5 protein-coding genes and 1 pseudogene are annotated in these 5,450 nt (G+C 41.8%); 3 read left to right on the forward strand and 3 right to left on the reverse strand.

Translation table 11 applies throughout. From position 1 onward, the window contains the following. The 3 genes and pseudogenes from KDK67_RS13400 to KDK67_RS13410 all read right to left on the reverse strand — a co-directional run. Positions 1-224 (reverse strand): annotated as a pseudogene (locus KDK67_RS13400) (hypothetical protein); the annotation flags it as partial. A gap of 30 nt (positions 225-254) precedes the next feature. Next, the gene (locus KDK67_RS13405; protein ID WP_250869352.1) at positions 255-1,394 is read right to left on the reverse strand and encodes an RNA-guided endonuclease InsQ/TnpB family protein; all 1,140 of its coding nucleotides are present in this window, start codon (positions 1,392-1,394) and stop codon (positions 255-257) included. A gap of 400 nt (positions 1,395-1,794) precedes the next feature. Then, complete coding sequence (locus tag KDK67_RS13410; protein ID WP_250869354.1) at positions 1,795-3,129, reverse strand: RNA-guided endonuclease InsQ/TnpB family protein; 1,335 nt, start codon at positions 3,127-3,129, stop codon at positions 1,795-1,797. Between the two features lie 231 nt (positions 3,130-3,360). Here KDK67_RS13410 and KDK67_RS13415 point away from each other — a divergent pair, with 231 nt between their 5' ends. The 3 genes from KDK67_RS13415 to KDK67_RS13425 all read left to right on the forward strand — a co-directional run. Then, positions 3,361-4,245, forward strand: coding sequence for a DUF1616 domain-containing protein (locus tag KDK67_RS13415; protein WP_250869356.1), 885 nt, complete (start codon positions 3,361-3,363; stop codon positions 4,243-4,245). A 1-nt stretch (position 4,246) separates the two neighbouring features. Continuing rightward, entirely contained in the window at positions 4,247-5,074 is an 828-nt protein-coding gene (locus KDK67_RS13420) for a CPBP family intramembrane glutamic endopeptidase (protein WP_250869358.1), read from the forward strand. Positions 5,075-5,151: 77 nt separating this feature from the next. Further along, the coding region (locus KDK67_RS13425; RefSeq protein WP_250869360.1) for a hypothetical protein at positions 5,152-5,450 on the forward strand (299 nt) is incomplete at its 3' end.

Consider the following 5,450-nt stretch of genomic DNA (forward strand, 5'->3'; position numbering starts at 1 on the left):
ACTTTACCAACATAATAAAGATATGTCCCATCTTCGACCGGGACGGTTTTAGTGAACACCATCTTTGCGGGGACCGAGCTTGTTGGTGAGTCTCCGGTCACGATGATCTCATCGCCAACGTTCGGGTCTGCAGGTGCTATCTCAAAAGCACCCGCGGAAGGTATCAATAAGAAAAGGCTTAGTGTGATGCACGCAAGTAAGCATATTTTTGTGTTCTTGGTCATATGTACTACCAGCTAGTGAACTACCACCCATTAAAATAGGTGGCTTCCTGCTTCATAGCCCAGACCAATGTCCGTGACTCCACAGGCTCCCTCCGTAGTCCCTACGGTGCTTAAATTCAAAATATTAATGGCGGCATTAACGTCTCTGTCAAGCTCAAGTCCACACTCTTGACATCTGTGAACCCTGACCGATAGACCTTTCTTGACGATGTTTCCACAGCTGCTGCATTTTTGTGATGTGTTGTATGGGTTAACCAATTCGACATACTTGCCAGCCTCTTCCGCTTTGCTTTTTGCCATCTGGATCAGTTGACCCCATGCAACATCATGTATTGATTTTGCAAAGTGATGATTTTTAACCATGTTCTTGATACTCAAATCCTCGAACACTATCCTGTCAAACCTGTTGACAAGGATCCTGCTCAACTTATGGTTAAAATCAATTCTTTGGTTATGTATCTTTCCGTGAATCTTAACAACTTTAGTTTTTTGTTTGAGCCTATTCACTGAACCTTTCTTCTTCTTGCTAAGTCTCTTTTGTTGAACTGCAAGGGATCTCTCTGACTTGCGGAAATAGGTAGGAGAATCGTACTGTTCCCCATTGCTCAGCGTGACACATGAGTTAAGCCCGACATCGATCCCTATGGATGTATTCGGATTGACCTTTTCGGGATTTGCACCCGTATCGACAGAGAACACTGCATACCACTGATCGGTTTCATGTTTGATGGAACACGTCTTGATCTTGCCTTCTATCTCTCGGTGCTGTTTGATCTTGATACCCCCGATCTTGGAAAGTTTCAGTTTAGTTCCTTCGATCTTAAAACCCGATTGAGGACATGTGAAACTGTTGTACCTGTCTTTTCCTTTGAACCTTGGATACCCTGGTGTTTCACCTGATCTGCACCGTCTGAAAAAAGCATCGAATGACTTTCCAAGTCTTCGCAATATATCCTGCTTGATCTGTGAGAATACTTCGGTATTGAATTCAAGGTACTTGACCTGAGTGATCTGGTCAAATGTCGTCAATCCTTGATTGCATCTGTCATACGCATTCCTTCTGTCCGCAAGAAACTCGTTATAGATGTATCTGCAAACATCCAGAGTTTTGACCAGAACGAGCTCCTGTTCTTTAGTCGGGTACAGACGGAATTTGTAGGATTTCCGCATATTGCAACATACGTTTTGATACTATTAATATATATCAGAAACAAGAGTAAATAACTATTTACGCAATTCATCCACCTGTTTCATCTTGCAGTTATACTGCAAGACATCCAGATTGATCTGGATGTTTTCCATGAAATGAAACTCCCATTAAATCTTTGATTTACTGCGAGCTTAAAAACAGTGGTCTTCTTGCTGATGAATTATAAAATTGTTATGTATATCCCTCTTTCTTTGACTTCATTACAATATACTTAAGGATTTCTGATATCTGTCAAAAAATCATGTAAGATCTATATTATGATATTATTTTATATGTCTGTTACATCGTGAACTACTCCTCCCTAATCACCGTGCCGAAGGCATGTTGATTTGAAGAAGGAGCTTCCTGCGAGTGTTTACGTCATTTCGAGATCATTCCGTTAGGAATTATCCCGATCTGTAAACCTGTTTGTCGCAGATTATCAACTGTTTGTCGATAGCTCGTCCACAGAGCATTATGTTTGAAATATCTCAATAGGATGTTTACTGAACTATTGCAATCCCTATCCAGAACATTGCCACAGACTTCACATTCATATGTTCTATCGTTAAGTGACATGTCCTTTAAGGATCCGCATACGCAGCACATCTTTGAAGTATATGATTCATCAATTCTTATTATTCTCTTACCCATTGCTTCAGCTTTATAGGTTAAGAATTGAGCAAATCGTCCCATGTGTCCTGAGTTATGGGTACCTCGGTGTACACTTTTATTGTACTTTTTATCATCAGGTTTACTTGCTGCCATACTTTTGACATCCAGTTTACCTATAACAATGACATTAGCATCCGTATTTCCAATGATACGTTTGGTAATCTTATGTTGGTTATCACATAACTGATCCGAAGATCTACGTTTAATCTTTTTCAAATTACCATGTAACAAGTTCCATTTCCTGCTGTTCTTCAGGCAATGATCCCGTCTTGACTGGACCTGATTGATTTTAGGTTCCCAGTATTTATCGGGCCGTCGGTTAATAAGTTCGGTAAAGTTACCGTCCGAATTTATCATGGTTTGTTTGGATACACCAATATCAATAGCAAGATATGCATCATTGTTGTTGAACTTGATCGATGGTACATCGTATGTAATTGATATGTAAAATTCATTACCCTTCTGGTAAACGTTAACTTGGTCAATTGTCACAGCGTGCTTGAATATCCTTTCTTCAAGTAAAGTAGCAGGTAATTCAAATTTCAATGGTACTCCAGATGGATGTTTATGCGATAGGTCAATGTACAGTTGATCGTGTTCAATATACGTTGATACTGGTCGTTTGATTCTGGTATCCATTGATTTTCGTATGACAATATGATCATTTGAATCGGATATTTCAAATCCCGATTGATTGTAGAGCATGGTCGTAAAGTAATCCTTGCCTTTGAACCCAGGTGATCTTGCTTTTTTGTCCTTGTTCTTTTTCAGATTGAAGAAGGATTTGTAATCGTTATCAAGACTTTTCAGGACACCCTGTAATACCTTCGAATATACCCATGTATATTCAGGGTACTGTTGCTTGAGTGTAGGCAAACCATTCTGTTGTTTGATGTAACTTATCCTGGTTTTGTTTTTATATGCATCACGTCGTTCAGTTAACCCGAAATTATAGATCAACCTGCACTTTTCAGAAAGATCCCATAGAACAGATTCCTGTTCTTGAGTAGGTTGAATCCTGATCGGTAGAGTTAACTGCATATAATAGCTCCAAATTTTACAAATGTTTCAAAACTATTTAAGTGCTAGCATCCAATACTATTTTCATATAAATCGGTACGCTCTCATCCCCCACCTAGCAGCCTTCGGCTGCTTGATGAGGGGGACTTCCCGCTCAAATGTTAAACACTGTAATATGCCCTTCAAACATGTTTATATGGCATGAATAAAATGTAGGGGCATATAATATTAAAATATTGAAGAGAAATAAAGATGGCTGATAGGAATAATGTTCCCGCTGATATAAAGATCGTTGTATTACTGGTATCACTTACCTGTGCGTTCATACTGCTTCCGCCTTTGAGCGACACTGCTATTCGTACGATCCTAGGTTTGCCTATGGTTCTTTTCCTGCCGGGCTATGCACTTATTGCAGCTCTTTTTCCTAAGAAGGATGACCTTGACGGGATCGAGAGGGTGGCACTTAGTTTTGGTCTGAGTATCGCGGTGGTGCCTCTTATCGGACTTGGTCTTAATTATACCCCGTGGGGGATCAGACTATTGCCTATTCTGGTCTCGCTGTCGTTCTTTACTATTGCGATGTGCGTGGTGGCGGTTTATAGACGGCGTGTTCTGCCAGAGGGGGAGGAGTTCAGCGTTCCGTTCAATGCTACCTATCTTTCTCTGAGGGAAGAGCTGTCAAGAAAACCGGACAACAGGCTTGACAGGGTCCTTTCGGTCATCCTTGTCCTGTCCATAATCGCTTCGATGGTGACCCTTGCTTATGTGGTGGTGACACCGAAGGAGGGTGAGAAGTTCACCGAGTTCTATATCCTTGGCATGGATGGTATGGCTGATGGCTATCCTGTGAATTTCACATTGGGGCAGAGCGGTAATGTGATCGTTGGTGTTGTGAACCATGAGTATGAAGTTACTAATTATTCCATGGGCCTATTGCTTGAGAACGGTTCGTCCTCTGTGGGACATGAACGGCTTTTCATGAGCCTTGGGCATAATGAGACCTGGGAGGAGGAGCTGTCATTTACGCCGGAGAGTGTCGGGGATGACATGAAGTTACAGTTCTTGCTCTATAAAGATGGTAATATGACGGTTCCATATAGGGACCTTCATCTCTGGATCGACGTGATGGAGAGCTAATATGGAGTCAGATGGTGAGTTCGTCACTATTGGTGAGGAGGGTATTCTTCAGAAGATCAGCGGCACAAGTGGCCTCAATATGGAGCTTTTGACGATAGCCATCCCTTCTATGGTGATCATTCTGGCCGAGCTTTCGTTGTTCCTGGGGCATACAAAGTTCTCTACATGGGTGCATATCATTTTGCTGCTGGTCCTGACCTTGTCGACCATTGTGATCAATGATGTGGACAAACAGTATTTGTTGCGTGCTTTTATTCTAATCTCCATGTTGCGGATATTGAATCTTTCGATGCCGGTTTTCTTTGATATGACATTATATACGTATGTGTTCGTCTATGCTCCTCTTTTGATACCTGCCTATGTTATGGTGAAGGGGCAGGAGCTCGATATGGAGTATCTGGGGATGAGTACGGCTATAAAATATTATTATTTGCCTGTTGCTCTGCTTGTAAGTCTGATCATTGCATTGGGCGAGTTCATGATCATCGAACCGGGATATCTTATTCCCGACCTTTCATTTTTCAACTTGCTTAAGCTCTCCCTGGTGATGGTAATGTTTGTAGGTTTTATTGAAGAGCTCATTTTCAGGGCGATATTGCAAACGAAACTGGAGGAGATCCTGGGTGATTATCGGGGTTTGCTCCTTGCAAGCATCCTTTTCGGAGTTATGCACTCCGGATATGGCACCCCCTATGAAATGCTTTTCACGGCTTTTGCAGGTATGATGCTGGGTTATATCTATCAGAGATGCAGAAATCTCTTCCTTGTGAGTGTTACTCACGGTTTTATCAATGTGATCCTTTTCGGGATTCTGCCTCATCTAACGTGAATCCATGGGTATGAGAATGGAAATAAGTTCATCAGCATGAGCAGGAGACACCTTGCGTAAGCTGATGAAGGGGTTGAATGTCCTGCAAAAAAGATCGAGTGAAAACAGAAAGAGCCTGTGGACTTGTGAACAATAGTTCAAGGAATGGAGCAGGAAGCTCCGTCCGTAAGGGCGGAGTAGTTCACTACTTCGATCAGATTCAGACGATCTCTACAACTTTGAAGACGACAATTCCTGCGAATACAAGGAGTAGTGGAAATATGCTCATGTCGAGGGATGCAGAAACGGATTTATTCCAGTATTTGGATGCCGATAGTATCTCTTTTGCAGACAGTAAGAATATAAGTGCTACCACCGCAAGCACGCCATATTCAGG

The organism is Methanococcoides seepicolus, from assembly GCF_023684405.1.
Classification (GTDB): domain Archaea; phylum Halobacteriota; class Methanosarcinia; order Methanosarcinales; family Methanosarcinaceae; genus Methanococcoides; species Methanococcoides seepicolus.